Genomic DNA, 13,873 nt, shown 5'->3' on the forward strand with positions numbered 1-13,873 from the left:
ATATTTATTCCATTTTTAATTATAAAAAGAACCTCCAATTCAGGAGGTTTTTTTAGTGAACGTTAAAATATCGAGCTTCAGGATGAGAAACGACAATGGCTGAAACGGATGCTTCAGGCTCCATCATAAATCCTTCTGTGAGATGAATCCCGATTTTTTCTGGCTGCAGCAGATGGAATAGTTTTTCTTGGTCTTCTAGATTAGGGCACGCTGGATAGCCAAAGGAATAGCGCTGACCTTGATATTTGGCTTGGAACCGTTTCTCCATCGTGAAATCGACTGGGTCTGGGAATCCCCATTTATCACGAATTACTTGATGCGTTCGTTCAGCCAAGCCTTCTGCAAGCTCAAGTGCTAAAGCTTGGACCGCATGCATTTTTAAATAGTCACCCTCTTGTTTAAATTGCTGCGCAACTTCTCGTATGCGGGCACCAGCCGTCACTGCAAATAAGGCGATATAATCTTTCTCGTTCTCTCCGCTTTTCCGCACATAATCAGAAATAGACCGGTACGGAAGTTTTTCCTGTCTTGGAAATTGGAATGTCTCAATGACGCGGTCAGGCGCTTCTGGATCATAGATATGCAGGTCATTCCGATTTGAATTGGCAGGGAAGAATTGATAGACGAATGCAGGTGCAAACCAGTTTTTCTCTCTGCCTTCTTGAAGAAGATCTGTGATCAGTTGTTTTAACTCCAATGCTTTTGGATGCTGTTCAGCCAAGAGCTTTTTGACCTTTCCTTTTAAACCGAGATGATGGCCGATCAGCATTTGCTCATTGACATAGGGCATAATGTGGTGCAAATCAATATCCCGTACATAATGGCGTTTCGTATTTTCTGGCGTGAATATCGCTGCCTCCGGAAGTGTCGCGCGTTTTTCTAGTAATTCAATCACGGCTTTTGGCTGCTTTGTTTCTTTTTCCTTATGGAGTGTTTCTTGATCCTCTAAGGGTTTTGTTTGAAATTGAAGAGGGTTCGTTCTTAATTCATTCGCTAAAGACAGGCCGTCCATTGCATCTTTGGCGTAAAGGACGGGGCCATCATATTGAGGCGAAATTTTCATCTTCGTAAACTTCCGTGAAAGCGCCGCGCCGCCCACCAAAATGGGAACAGAGATGTTTGCTTTTTGTAAATCTTGAGCGGTCAAGACCATTTGCTGTGCTGATTTGACAAGTAAACCTGATAATCCAATCATATCTGGCTTTTCTTTTTGCACCGCTTCAATCAATGTTTGTGGGGTTACTTTGATTCCGAGATCGACGACGTGAAAGCCATTATTGCTCAAAATGATGTCGACCAGGTTTTTCCCTATATCATGGACATCGCCTTTGACGGTGGCGAGGAGAATCTTCCCTTTGCCGCTTGCGTCCTTTTTCTCCATAAATTGCTCAAGGTATGAAACAGATGCTTTCATGACCTCAGCGGATTGAAGCACTTCAGCTACAATCAATTCGTTTTGATTAAAAAGGCGCCCAACCTCTGACATTCCCTGCATTAATGGTCCATTGATGATATGAAGAGGTGATTCAAATTTCTCCAAAGCAAGGGCAAGGTCATCAATCAGGCCTTCTTTCGTCCCTTCGACGACATAGAGTGCCAGTCTTTCATCAAGCGATAAGGAGATCTTTGGTTTTTTCTCTGTTTTCTTTTTCCCGCGATAAAATTGGGTGAACTCAGCAAGGGTTTGATCATTTGTTTCATAAAGTAAAGTTTCAGCCAGCTTGATTTCTTCCTTTGGAATTGAAGCAAAGCGTTCAAGCTTTTCAGTATTCACGATCGCATAATCAAGTCCTGCTTTGACGCAGTGATACAAATAAACGGCATTCAATATTTCTCTGCCAACTGGCGGGAGTCCGAAAGACACGTTACTAATGCCTAAAATGGTGAGACATTCAGGCAGTGCTGCTTTGATTCGCTCAATGCCTTTAATCGTCTCTTCAGCAGCACCAATATACTGTTCGTCTCCAGTACCTACTGGAAAGACAAGCGGGTCAAAAATGATATCACTCGCAGGGATTCCATATTTTTTCGTGAGCAGGTCATGGGATCTTACGGCAATTTCAAGTTTTCGATCTGCTGTGACGGCCATCCCTGTTTCATCGATTGTTCCAACAACAAGTGCGCCGCCATATAGCTTGACAAGCGGAAGAATCTCTTCAAAGCGCTCTTCTCCATCCTCTAAATTAATAGAATTAATAATGGCTTTTCCTTGAGAATACATGAGTGCTTTTTCGATGACATGTTTATCGGTTGAATCAATGACAAAAGGAGCTTTCACTTTTTTCATGGCTTCTTTTAAAAAGCCTTCCATGTCTGCTATCTCATCACGATCAGGGTCTGCTAGACACACATCAATGACGTGAGCGCCATTTTTCACTTGAGCACGAGCAATTTCTGCTGCCTCTTCAAACTTTTGTTCTGCGATGAGCCGTTTGAATTTGCGTGAACCAATGACATTTGTGCGCTCACCAACAAAGAGGGGGCGCATCGCTTCTTCATAAATGAGGGGCTCGATTCCTGATACGGTATGCGGTGATGACTCATGCGACATGCTGCGGGGCTGAAGCGAACGTACTTCATCTGACAATGCCTGAATATGTGCAGGCGTTGTACCGCAGCAGCCGCCGACGATATTTAACCAGCCTTCTTTTGCAAAAGCGGCGATTTTTTTAGCAAGCGAAGCAGGGGATTCGTGATATTGCCCCTCTTCATCTGGGAGACCAGCGTTTGGATAGCAGCTGACAGCCGACTTTGAGATGGAGGAGAGTGTACGGATATGGTCTGTCATAAATTCTGGACCAGTTGCACAGTTTAAGCCGACGCTGATTGGTTTCATATGCTCAAGTGAGATATAAAAGGCTTCAATATCTTGACCGGCAAGGGTAGTGCCCATCGGCTCAATCGTCCCTGACACCATCAGTGGTAGCTCAATACCGGTTGCGTGAAAGGCTTCTTGAATGCCTTTAAATCCAGCTTTGACATTCAGCATGTCTTGACTCGTTTCTAAAAGAAGAGCATCACATTTCCCATCAATCAGGGCGCGGGCTTGTTCTTCATAATTTGCAACGAGCTCTTCAAACGTTGTGCCGCCTGTCACGGATAATGTTTTTGTAGTGGGCCCCATTGCGCCTACTACAAAGCGGGGCCAGTCTGGCGTCGACAAACGGTCTGCTTCACGCTTTGCCAGCTGAGCTGCTTTTACGTTCAATTCATAGGCGAGATGGCCAAGTCCATATTCATCGAGAACGAGCTTCGTCGCACCGAATGTATTTGTTTCAATGAGGTCAGCACTTGCCTCTAGGTATTGCCGGTGAATCGTGGAGATAATGTGAGGGGCTGTGACGTTTAAATATTCGTTACAGCCCTCATACTCTTCTCCGCCGAAATCCTCTGCTGTGAGATCGGCGTTTTGAATCATTGTGCCCATTGCACCGTCAAGGACGAGGATGCGTTTTTTGAGCTGTTCAGTGATAGTTGGCATGGATGTTTGGCTCCTTTTCTTTCTGATGGATGTAAGTTGTCAGTTCTGCTGTTAAATCTGATCGAAGGAAAGGGGTAATTAAATAGATACCATTAAACAATTCGCAAGCTGTATCTAATAAAGAGCGGGCAATCGCTAACCCTTCTGTCCGCTGCTTTTCTTTATTTTCGCCTGCCTTGGCCATAATCTCACGAATCGAGTCAGACAATTTAATGCCGGGAATTTCATGATGAATAAACTCTGCGTTTCGGCTGCTTGTTAGCGGCATAATACCGATGTAAATCGGTTTATCTAAATGTCGGCTTTCTTCATGAATCTTCACAAGCTGTTCCTCAGAGTATACAGGTTGTGAAATAAAATAATCGGCACCGTATTCGATTTTCTTCTCGAGGCGTTTGACTGCTTTATCAATATGACGGACATTTGGATTAAACGCGCCAGCCACTGAAAAATTAGTCTTTTTCCCGAGCGGCTTCCCGGAGAAAGATAGTCCCTCGTTAAATTGTTTGATCAGACGGATCAAATCAAAGGAGGTTAAATCATACACAGATGTCGCACCTGGGAAGTCTCCAATTTTAGACGGATCGCCTGTGATGGCTAAAATATCGGTTAGTCCAAGTGTGTCCAGCCCCATTAAGTGGGATTGGAGTCCAATCAAATTGCGATCACGACATGTGATATGGACAAGTGAACGCATATTAAGCTGCTGTTTTAATAAAGCGCCGCATGCCACATTGCTAATACGCGGGGTAGCTAGAGAGTTATCGGCCAGTGTGAGGGCATCAATGCCTGCACTTTTTAATTCGTTCGCTGCGACGAGGAATTTTTCAAAGTTCAGCTTCTTCGGCGGGTCTAGCTCGACGATAATCGAACGTTTTTTCACAGCCAGCTCGTCAAGACCTGGTTCTGTCCGTTGATCTTGGATGGAAATGATTTCTTCTTTTAATATTTTCACTTCTTTTTCGGTGATAGGTGCTAAATCTTTGACCGCCTCAGCCATGGCGCTAATATGCTGAGGGGTTGTTCCGCAGCAGCCTCCAATGATTCGTGCGCCCTGATTTCTAAACTCAAGTGCACTTTTTCGGAAATAATCATTATCTGTATCATAGACGAGTCTGCCTTCTTCAAGGGAGGGGAGACTGCTGTTTGGATAGACAGATAAATGAGAATTTTCCAAAAGTGGAACACCTTCAAGTGCCTGAATCATATGATAAGGGCCCAGCCGGCAGTTAATGCCGACGACATCAGCGCCAAGTGAGGATAATTCAGATAAACCGTCTTTTAGCGGTGTCCCGTCCTGCAATACACCTTGCTCATGCATGGAGACGTTCATGACAATCGGAAGCGCTGTTTCTTTGCGAGCAATCTCAAGAACGGCTTTTGCTTCTTCAATATCGTAATATGTTTCAAGCAGTAATCCATCAGGCTCTTCATTTAAAAGGATATAGAGCTGTTCTCTAAAGCTCCGTTTAATCTCGTCTAAAGAGTAGGCATTTTTGTTAAATGTTCGAATGCCACCGATCGTTCCAAGGACATAAGCTGAGCCAGCGGCTGCTTTGGCAATTTGTACAGCTTTTGTGTTAATGCGTTTTGTTTCTTCTTCTAAACCGTAGCGGGATAGTTTAATATAATTCGCACCGTATGTGTTCGTTTGAATAATGTCCGCTCCAGCTTGCACATATGCCTCGTGCACTCTTTTGACTTCATCTTCTTTTGATAAATTTAATTCTTCAAAGCAACGGTCAATGCCATAAGAGTATAAAAGTGTTCCCATTGCTCCATCAGCAATCAGTACGCGATTTTGTAAGTCTTGTAATAGGCCCATTGGTTTCCTCCTTATTTCTATGTAACAAAAAAAGCCTTCTGATAAGAAGAAGACTTTTTGGCTGTATGGAAATTCTTCTTCTTATCTTCCAAGCAGTTGCTTGCTGGATTTAGCACCTTGGTCATAGAAAATAGATTTCTACTACACCGGTTGCTGAGGCTTCACAGGGCCAGTCCCTCTGCCTCTCTTGATAAGAAAGCGATATGAACATGTCAATGAATTGAACTTCCATCAACTGTATCGAAAAAATCGGAAATAATCAATGGAAAATTTGAAATTTATCGAAAATTTATAAATTGGACGGCAATCGGTAAATCTGCCTTGCGCATAAGCGCCATCACTTCTTGTAAATCATCTTTATTTTTTCCTGTCACACGCACTTGGTCATCTTGAAATTGCGACTTTACTTTTATACCAGATTGTTTGATCAAGGCATTGATCTTTTTGGCATTGTCCTTATCAATCCCGCTAATCAGCTTTGCACGCTGGCGAACGGTTCCACCTAGGGCATGTTCTGTTTTTCCGTAGTCAATGTTTTTAGTCGGTACGTTTCGTTTAATCAGTTTTGTCACAAGGACATCCTTTAGCTGCTCCAGCTTGAAGTCATCATCAGAAATGAGAACGAGTTCTTCTTTTTCTAGTGAAATATCACTTTTACTTCCTTTAAAATCATAACGGTTTTTAATTTCTTTCAGTGCTGCTTGAATGGCGTTTTGCACCTCTGGCAGCTCCACCTTCGATACAATATCAAATGAACTTTCTTTTGCCATCACATATGACCTCCAACTATAGATATTGCGTCTATTTTATCATGCCCATAGGGGAAGAAGAAACTTTATCGAAGAGAGTTCAGATGTATGCGGTATAATTCAAGTACAGTTTGTCCACTTTAGCTAACAGAACTAGAGATGTTCATGATGACAGAAGTATAGTAGAATAAAGTGAATCAAAAGATGAACGAACGCTCTTTTAAGGGCAGATAGGAAGGAAGAGAACATGAGACCAGGTGAGCAACTGACCTTGCAAATAGATAACGAGATGGAATACGGCTACTTTTTAACAGATGGCGAAGATTCTGTCCTCCTACATCGCAGTGAGATGACAGAGGATATTGGAGATCGTGATGAAGTAGAGGTCTACTTATATGTAGATCATGAGGAAAGACTGGCAGCGACGATGAAAATTCCTAAAATCAATGCACATACATACGACTGGGTAGAAGTTGTAGACGTTGTAGAAGATATGGGTGCTTTTGTCGATATAGGTTTGTCAAAGGATGCACTTGTTGCAACTGAACACCTCCCGCCTTTTGAGGAAGCGTGGCCGAAAAAAGGCGACAAACTATACTGTATGCTCAAAGTGACAAGTTACGGGAGAATGTTCGCAAAACCAGCCACTGAAGATGTGATCAGTGAATTATTTACTGAAGCGCCAGAAACGTTAATGAACAAAGAAATCACGGGGACAATTTATCGCTTAATTGCGACAGGTTCCTTTATGCTGACTGATACAGGGATTAGAGGATTTATCCATCGTACTGAGCGGAAAGAAGAACCAAGACTCGGATCGACCGTGACTGGACGCGTGATTGCAGTGAAAGAGGATGGAACTGTCAATGTGTCACTGCTTCCGAGAAAGCAGGATGCGTTATCAGTCGATGCAGAAGAAATCTTAACTTATATGAGAACGAGAAACGGTGCAATGCCTTACGGGGATAAAAGTGATCCAGAAGATATCCGGGAAAGATTTCAAATGAGTAAAGCAGCCTTCAAACGAGCATTAGGTCATCTGATGAAAAATGATCTTGTTTACCAAAAAGAAGGGTGGACATACGAGAAAAAGTGAGCATTTGCTCACTTTCAGCGTGTAGACAAACCCTCGCATTCTTTGTCAGTCCTGCGCGCTGGTACTCACGAATGTCAAATTCGCTCCGTGCCAGTGCTCGTACTTCCTAGACTGCAAAGGTTTTCTATCACGCTGAAAAGAAGACAAAGGGCTAAAATCAAGTTCATTTTAGCCCTTTGTCAACAATCTGAAGTGAGCATTTGCTCACTTTTTTTATTTTTGTCATAAATAATGGTTTTTTTCAGTGAAAAAAGTCATGAAAAAAGCTGAAAATCCTTCACTTTATCATTGAAACAATGACTCTCAAATCCGATAAATAAGGGGTAAGGATGATAAAAGGAGTGTGTTTTTGGATGAAAGTGAAGATTTCATTACTTCTGATGGCAGCTATGATTATGGTACTCGCCTCATGCAGCAATCAGCAGGGAGGACCACCGGTATCAAATACGAAGCATATTGGTGTCATGCTGACGGATGATGGTCTTGGTGATCAATCATTTAACGATTCATCATTTAAAGGATTAGAAAAAGCACGTGATGAGCTTGGCATTGAATTCGATTATAGAGAAATTGCAGAAACCGATACATATGAAAAAGGGCTGACCGAGCTTGTGAAAGATGGAAATGACCTGATCATCGGTGTAGGTTTCAGTATGCAAGAAGACTTAGAAAAGGTAGCGAAAAAATATCCGAAAAAGCAATTTTTACTCATTGATGCTGTGTCTGAACTGAAAAATGTCACATCAGTGACTTTTAAAGAAGAGCAGGGCAGCTATTTAGCGGGAGCTCTTGCTGCCATGACAACAAAAAGTGATGTCATTGGTTTTGTTGGCGGAGTCGATGCAGAGGTGATCCATCGATTTGAACAAGGCTATCAAAAAGGCGCAAAATCAGTGAATCCGAAAATCAAGGTCGTATCCACGTATGCTGGCACATTTAGTGATGCAGGTAAAGGCAGTAAAATAGCGAAAGACATGATCAAAAAGAAAGCAGATGTTTTATATGCTGCAGCCGGTTATACGGGTGTTGGTGTATTAAAAGAAGCGCAAACGCAAGGCAAATATGCAATCGGCGTGGACAGCGATCAGTATTATACAGCTGAAAAAGCCGTTATTTCGTCTATGGTCAAAAACGTAGATGAAGTCGTTTATCAATTCAGCGAACAGCTCGTCAAAAGCAGCAAAATCAAAAGTGGACATATCGTTTATGACTTAAGTAATGACGGAATCGATATGGCAAGAATCCGGGTGCTCAAAGATGCTGAGAAATTGACCAAAAAATTAAATGGACTGAAGCAAACACTTCTGAAAGAAGAGGGGGCAGCATCATGAGCTTACGCATCAAAATTTTGCTCAACTCACTCATTTCACTTCTTTTAGCGGTTGGCGTAATTGCCTTTATTATTGTGAGCATGACAAAGATTCAGTCATCAAGCGAAACAGAAGTTCAAACCTTACTGAATGTACAAAAAACGAAGGCCAGCTTTGAAAGTGTCGAACAAGCCATGACCAATTATTCCATGACCCTTTCAGATGAACAGCTAGAGGTCGTTCAAAACGATATATCGACAGCGAAAAAACAGCTGCAAACGTTAAACAAAAACGCAGGAAATATGAACAAAGAAGCCCTAACACGGTTAAATTCAAAGTTTGACACATGGACGCAAGAAGCAAACAATGCCATTGGTGAAAAAAATGCCTCTGATGCCAGACGAGTGGCTGCCAGAATTGACGGTGTTTTAAACGACGTGCATACGATGAATAAAAGAGCACAAGAAGCGTATGAATACCATTTAGAGGAGGCGGCAGACAATGTGCAAAGGATCATTACCAGCGCATCTGTCGCAGCCCTCACGCTGATTGTCATCGCCGTCTTTTTAAATATTGGGTTAACGAGATCCATTGTGACACCAATCAAATCCCTTTCTTACCGGGCAAAACAGATTGCCGAAGGAAACCTCGCTGTGGAGCGGATGAACATCAAGCGTAAAGATGAAATCGGCGGATTAAATGAGTCGTTCAATCAAATGACGGATCAGCTGATTAGCTTGATTCAAGAAATCAGTCATGTCTCAAGTCAAGTGGAATCGTTCTCGATTCAGCTAGATGATGAAAACAAAAAGCTTATCGAATCGGCCAATCAAGTGTCTGTATCGACAGACGAAATGGCGAATGGTTCACAAGCGATTTCAGAAGACCTTCAGCATGGCGTTAGTTTGATTGAAAAAATGGATTCACATGGCCGTAAGAATTCCGAAAGATCACATACAGTCATCCGTAGTACAGAGGATGCCATTGAAGCGGTGGAAAGCGGAAAGCACACGTTAACAGAAACAAAAGCAGCCATTGAAAAAAATACACGTGCGACGAGACAAATTGAAGAGTCTGCAGGAGAATTCACTCAGTACGCAAGCGGAATCTCCGCAATGGCCAAAACGGTTTCTGATATTGCGGACCAGACAAACCTCCTCTCGCTCAATGCGGCGATTGAAGCGGCAAGGGCAGGAGAAGCTGGCAAAGGGTTCGCCGTCGTAGCGGACGAAATTCGTAAGCTCGCAGATGAATCGTCTCGTGCAACAAGACAAATTTTTGACATGGTAAGTCATATAGAAAAAGGCATTCAATCCATTAGCCAAACTGTACAAGAAGGGGTCAAGCTATCACTTCAGCAGCAAGATGCAATGGACAAAACCTCACACTCCTTTGAAGATATAGAAACAAAAGCACAACATATTAAGCAAGAAATGGCGGTCTTAAATGACCAAATTATTCAATCAACAGAGCTTGGCGGACAAGTGCTGCACTCGATTGAAAATATTAGTGCCGTTGTAGAAGAAACGGCAGCGGGCAGCGAAGAAATTTCTGCCTCGGCAAACGAACAACTGCAATCTTTCCATCAAATGAACAAACAAGTAGAAGAATTGATGAGTATGACGGCAAGGTTAAACGAAACCGTTCACCGATTTAAGCTATCATAAGAAAAGCACCCTTCCCGTGATGTTTCAGGGAAGGGTGCTTTTTATGATGGGCTGCCTGTAAAGAAGATGGCAAGTGTGCTAGGGCCTGAGTGGGACCCAACAGCTGCGCCGATGACCTGGATGTCGATTTCTTTTGGATGAAATTCGGCTTCGATTAATTGTCTCATTTCTTCTGCAAGTGCAGGGTCATCTCCATGACTAATGCCAACAGTTTGACTAGACCAGTCAGATCCGCGTTCTTTCATCAGCTCGATTATGCGTTTCAATAATTTTTTCCGGCCACGAATTTTTTCAAGGGGTATCAGTTTTCCATCCTCAACGTGTAAAATGGGTTTAATACTTAACAATCCGCCAACAAATGCGGACGCTTTACTGATTCTTCCGCCTCTTGCTAAATACGATAAATCGTCTACAGTAAAAATATGTTGTAAAGATTCACAAAAATGCTTTACAGACGTTTCAATTTCTTGTATTGTATTTCCGTCAATGGCAAGTGATTGAGCGTGTTTGACAGCTAGTCCATAACCAAGTGAAGCACATTTAGAATCAATGATTCGTAAATCGAAATCAGGGTATTCTTCCTTCACTTCGTTTGCCATCATCACAGCGGTTTGGTATGTACCTGAAAGCTCTGATGAAAAGGCAACATAGATAGCGGATGTATGGGTTTGTGCTGCAGAAACAAAGGCTTCTTTGATCCGGTTCGGTGAAGCTTGTGATGTTTTTGGACTTGCACCTTGTCTCATCGCATCAAATACTTGTTTTGGTTCAATGGTGATCAAATCCTCAAATTCCTGCTCGCCGAGTAATACACGCAGCGGAATGAGTGTCATGTTTTGTTCATCATAATAAGAAAGAGGCAGATCAGCAGCACTGTCTGCTATGATATGAACAGTCATCAAAATCCCTTCTTTCTAAAAAAATCAACCATATTTTACATCTTTTTAGCCTAACTATATCATAGAAAATCATTTTTTCGTGTTCAAATTCTAAATTTTAGGGAAAACCATAGAGAGAATGGTAAGTGGAGGAATGACAACATGTTCATTGGAGAAGCAAAAAAATTCATCGTCGTCGTCATTGGTGCCTTACTCAATGCGATTGGACTGAATTTATTTTTAATCCCTGCTGACGTATATGCAAGTGGTTTTACAGGGGTTGCCCAGCTGTTATCTAGTTTAATCGATCAATATGCACCGTTTTATTTATCAACAGGGATCCTATTATTTATTTTAAACATTCCGGTCGGCATTTTAGGCTGGATGAAGGTTGGTCGTTCCTTTACTTTGTATAGCATTATTAGTGTGGCACTGACAACGATTTTCCTCGGCATTTTACCAGAGACAAGTGTTTCTGAAGATATTTTATTAAATGCTGTATTTGGCGGAGTCATTTCTGCACTTGGCATTGGGATTACACTGAAATATGGGGCATCTACAGGCGGCCTTGACATTATTGCGATGATTTTAGCGAAATGGAAAGACAAACCAGTTGGCACGTATTTCTTCATTTTAAACGGAATTATCATTTTTACAGCAGGATTGTTACAAGGTTGGGAGAAAGCTTTATATACCCTTGTCACATTATATGTGACGACTAGGGTAATTGATGCCATCCATACGAGACATGAAAAGCTGACCGCCATGATTGTGACAAAGAAAGCAGATGAAATCAAAGAAGCCATTTATGGAAAAATGGTCAGAGGGATTACGACTGTTCCGGCCAAAGGGGCATTTACCAATGAACAAAAAGAAATGATGGTCATTGTCATTACAAGGTATGAGCTGTATGAACTTGAACAAATTATAAAGGAAGTCGATCCAAAAGCCTTTACAAATATTGTTCAAACAACCAATATTCTTGGATTTTTCAGACGAGATTAAAAGGTGGGTAGAAGATGAAAAAAGGGTTAGTGCTTTTTCTCGTTCTATTGGTTTTAACAGCTTGTGGACAACAAAAAAAGGATGAACCAGACAAGGAGGTATCCGGTCAAATGGGAGAAAAAACCGTTGTACTCACAGTAGACCCCGTCCAAAAAGGTTCTTCGGTTCAATTTAATATGTCACTCAAAAATGAATCAGATCGAGATATTGAATTCACGTTTAACACAAGCCAAAAATTCGAATTGAGTGTGTACGATGAAGACGGAAATGAAAAATACCGTTACTCGAAAGACCGTATGTTCACACAAGCCATCCAATCCTTTGTGCTGAAAGCAGATGAAACATATGACTTCCAAGATACGTGGTCAAACGGTGTGGAGCCGGGAACGTATGAAGCGGTCGTCACATTTAAAGGAAAAGCAGAAGGGCTAAAGCAAATCACTGAGAAGAAAACGTTCCAAGTGAAATAAGCATAAGAAAAGCTGTCCACAAAGCGGACAGCTTTTTTCGTTAAAGATCATCAAGCAGGTCTTGGAACGTATGCAGCTGGTTTCTTTCTGCATCTGTCGAATTAGCAAATGCAGACGATACGGCGTTTTTAGCTCGCTGAACTGCTTGTTGACGCTCTAAACCAGATGGAAATGAAGAAGTAAGGGCTTCTTCAGTAAATGATTTGGCTTGATCAAAAAGTTCGTTTCTCACAATGAACCTCCAGAAGCATCAGTCTTCATATTTCCCCTGTCCTCCGCAGCTTCTTCAAGTGTGGAACGATACGGAAAACGTGCGTCATGCAGACTGACTGAATCTTTACCTTGTTGTATAAAGCGTTTCGATTTGCTTCTTTTACCCATTCGGAATCCGCCCCTTTACACAAGCTGACAGGACAACCTGTCTAACGGTAGTATGCCCGCTTCGACCTGCTATGTATGAATGGAAAAATTAAAGCGAGAAGTAATTCGTTAGGAATTTTGCAATCCCATCTTGTTCGTTCGTATCTGTCACTTCATTAGAGACGCGTTTCACTGCATCAATTCCGTTGCCCATGGCAACCCCGCATCCAGCAAATTCAAGCATCTCTAAATCATTGTCTTCATCTCCGAATGCCACAATCCGCTCCTGAGGCACACCGTAATAATCACTGATCTTTTGCAGTCCAACGGCTTTGTTCATACCTGTTTTAATAATTTCAATGACGTGCCACGGAGCAGCCCAGCGTCTGTGGTCAATCACTTCTGCATGAACATCTGTCAAATAGCTCCGAATCGCTCCGACGTCTTCTTCTTTTGCGTGAATTAAGACGCTTGTGACATTCTCTCCAAGATTGTTCCGAAGGTCTCCAACGGTCACTTTGTTTGCATTCATATTAAAAATATCAATAAGCTTTTCATCATGATAATGGAAATACAAATCGTCTAGCACTTCAGCTAACACATTGTGTACTTTATATTCCTCACTAATATCCACAAGCTGTTTCACGACTTGAAGATCAAGTGATGTGTGAAATCTGCCCCATTTTTCATCAAGAGGATGATGGACAAACGCTCCATTAAAGTTCACAATCGGTGAATCGAGCTGCAATTGCTGATAATAAGGAGAGCTGGAACGAAATGGCCGGCCAGTTGAAATACAGACATGATGCCCGCTGTCTTTCACTTTTTGAATGACATCAAGTGTGTGTGCTGAAATCGTTTTATCGTCTTTTAATAACGTGCCATCCAGGTCAAGTGCGATTAGATAAGGTTTAGTCTCCATAAAATCTCCTTTGATCTGTAAGTAATAGGAGGCAGCTGGTGCGGGTGCCTCCATCTATAGTGTATCTTTATCACATCTTCGTTGTCTACATGTTAAAATAAACAAAGACG

Annotated in this window: 12 protein-coding genes and 1 riboswitch; of the genes, 5 read left to right on the forward strand and 7 right to left on the reverse strand. The window is 42.1% G+C overall.

Annotated features, from left to right (window positions below; translation table 11 throughout):
• Positions 1–52 precede the first annotated feature (52 nt).
• The 3 genes from metH to NST01_RS05495 form a co-directional block, all read right to left on the reverse strand.
• Positions 53–3,481: a methionine synthase gene (metH, locus tag NST01_RS05485; RefSeq protein WP_255233738.1), complete on the reverse strand. Its 3,429-nt coding sequence runs from the start codon at positions 3,479–3,481 to the stop codon at positions 53–55.
• Positions 3,465–5,306 (reverse strand): bifunctional homocysteine S-methyltransferase/methylenetetrahydrofolate reductase, encoded by a 1,842-nt coding sequence (locus tag NST01_RS05490; protein WP_144610193.1) that lies wholly within the window; start codon positions 5,304–5,306, stop codon positions 3,465–3,467. Before NST01_RS05490 ends, metH begins: the two co-directional genes overlap by 17 nt.
• A gap of 78 nt (positions 5,307–5,384) precedes the next feature.
• Positions 5,385–5,503: riboswitch (SAM riboswitch) on the reverse strand.
• Between the two features lie 81 nt (positions 5,504–5,584).
• Entirely contained in the window at positions 5,585–6,076 is a 492-nt protein-coding gene (locus NST01_RS05495; RefSeq protein ID WP_341041632.1) for a YajQ family cyclic di-GMP-binding protein, read from the reverse strand.
• Positions 6,077–6,302: 226 nt separating this feature from the next.
• Between NST01_RS05495 and NST01_RS05500 the strand changes: the two genes are divergently transcribed.
• The 3 genes from NST01_RS05500 to NST01_RS05510 all read left to right on the forward strand — a co-directional run bounded on the left by NST01_RS05500 (position 6,303) and on the right by NST01_RS05510 (position 10,128).
• Positions 6,303–7,151 carry a CvfB family protein gene (locus NST01_RS05500; RefSeq protein ID WP_017366998.1) on the forward strand — a complete coding sequence of 283 codons (849 nt, stop codon included), beginning with the start codon at positions 6,303–6,305 and terminating at the stop codon, positions 7,149–7,151.
• A 353-nt stretch (positions 7,152–7,504) separates the two neighbouring features.
• Positions 7,505–8,482 carry a BMP family lipoprotein gene (locus tag NST01_RS05505; protein ID WP_341041633.1) on the forward strand — a complete coding sequence of 326 codons (978 nt, stop codon included), beginning with the start codon at positions 7,505–7,507 and terminating at the stop codon, positions 8,480–8,482.
• The gene (locus tag NST01_RS05510; protein ID WP_249476639.1) at positions 8,479–10,128 is read left to right on the forward strand and encodes a methyl-accepting chemotaxis protein; all 1,650 of its coding nucleotides are present in this window, start codon (positions 8,479–8,481) and stop codon (positions 10,126–10,128) included. The genes NST01_RS05505 and NST01_RS05510 overlap by 4 nt, the downstream gene beginning before the upstream one ends.
• Before the next feature lie 41 nt (positions 10,129–10,169).
• Here the strand turns inward: NST01_RS05510 and NST01_RS05515 are convergent, their stop codons facing one another.
• Entirely contained in the window at positions 10,170–11,027 is an 858-nt protein-coding gene (locus NST01_RS05515; RefSeq protein WP_008348544.1) for a DegV family protein, read from the reverse strand.
• Positions 11,028–11,168: 141 nt separating this feature from the next.
• Here NST01_RS05515 and NST01_RS05520 point away from each other — a divergent pair, with 141 nt between their 5' ends.
• Entirely contained in the window at positions 11,169–12,011 is an 843-nt protein-coding gene (locus NST01_RS05520) for a YitT family protein (RefSeq protein WP_007499067.1), read from the forward strand.
• A 14-nt stretch (positions 12,012–12,025) separates the two neighbouring features.
• On the forward strand, positions 12,026–12,481 hold the full coding sequence (locus NST01_RS05525) for a BsuPI-related putative proteinase inhibitor (RefSeq protein WP_076821895.1): 456 nt from the start codon (positions 12,026–12,028) through the stop codon (positions 12,479–12,481).
• Between the two features lie 40 nt (positions 12,482–12,521).
• Here NST01_RS05525 and NST01_RS05530 read toward each other — a convergent pair whose 3' ends face one another.
• The 3 genes from NST01_RS05530 to NST01_RS05540 all read right to left on the reverse strand — a co-directional run bounded on the left by NST01_RS05530 (position 12,522) and on the right by NST01_RS05540 (position 13,763).
• Positions 12,522–12,713: a DUF3813 domain-containing protein gene (locus NST01_RS05530; protein WP_008348541.1), complete on the reverse strand. Its 192-nt coding sequence runs from the start codon at positions 12,711–12,713 to the stop codon at positions 12,522–12,524.
• Positions 12,710–12,862, reverse strand: a complete 153-nt coding sequence (locus NST01_RS05535) for a hypothetical protein (RefSeq protein ID WP_008348539.1) — start codon at positions 12,860–12,862, stop codon at positions 12,710–12,712. Before NST01_RS05535 ends, NST01_RS05530 begins: the two co-directional genes overlap by 4 nt.
• An 88-nt stretch (positions 12,863–12,950) precedes the next feature.
• Complete coding sequence (locus NST01_RS05540) at positions 12,951–13,763, reverse strand: Cof-type HAD-IIB family hydrolase (protein WP_008348537.1); 813 nt, start codon at positions 13,761–13,763, stop codon at positions 12,951–12,953.
• Positions 13,764–13,873: the final 110 nt, after the last annotated feature.

Origin of the sequence: Bacillus sp. FSL R7-0166 (assembly GCF_038008935.1) — a bacterium.
Taxonomy (GTDB): Bacteria; Bacillota; Bacilli; order Bacillales; family Bacillaceae; genus Bacillus; species Bacillus altitudinis.